Below are 425 nucleotides of genomic sequence, written 5' to 3'. Positions count from 1 at the left end.
ACATAAAGCACTGCTGCGCCCGATAATGGCGCTGATTAACGAACTCAATGGTCAGCGTTTTACCGGAACTGCTCGGTTCATCAATGTTGTAGTTGATTTTGTCATGCACCATAAAGGTCGAGAAGGTGTTCAGCGAGGTGGTGATCAGGCTGGCCAGTCCTACGGCGTAGGAGTGCTGCGACGACCAGTTAGCGCAGGAGTTGCCATTCACCAGGTGGATATCGATATCGCGCGGATTGAGCAGCAGACGCGCCTTGTTGACCGGCGGCCGCGATTCCATGCTCGACAGCGCCACCAGCGCCACGCAGGTGCCCAGCGCCAACAGGAACAGCCCCCACACCAGGGCGGTAGTGAGGCGCTTGCGGCCTGACGGCGCGCTGGACACGGTAGGAGCCGGTGGCGGCGCGGCGGCATCAGGGAGAGGG

General features: G+C 60.7%; 1 pseudogene. It reads right to left on the bottom strand.

Annotated features, from left to right (window positions below):
• Positions 1-385 (bottom strand): annotated as a pseudogene (locus FJV41_RS56030) (hypothetical protein); the annotation flags it as partial.
• Between the last annotated feature and the right edge of the window lie 40 nt (positions 386-425).

Origin of the sequence: Myxococcus llanfairpwllgwyngyllgogerychwyrndrobwllllantysiliogogogochensis (assembly GCF_006636215.1) — a bacterium.
In the GTDB taxonomy this organism is placed as follows: domain Bacteria; phylum Myxococcota; class Myxococcia; order Myxococcales; family Myxococcaceae; genus Myxococcus; species Myxococcus llanfairpwllgwyngyllgogerychwyrndrobwllllantysiliogogogochensis.
This window is presented reverse-complemented; position numbering and strand designations above follow the sequence as displayed.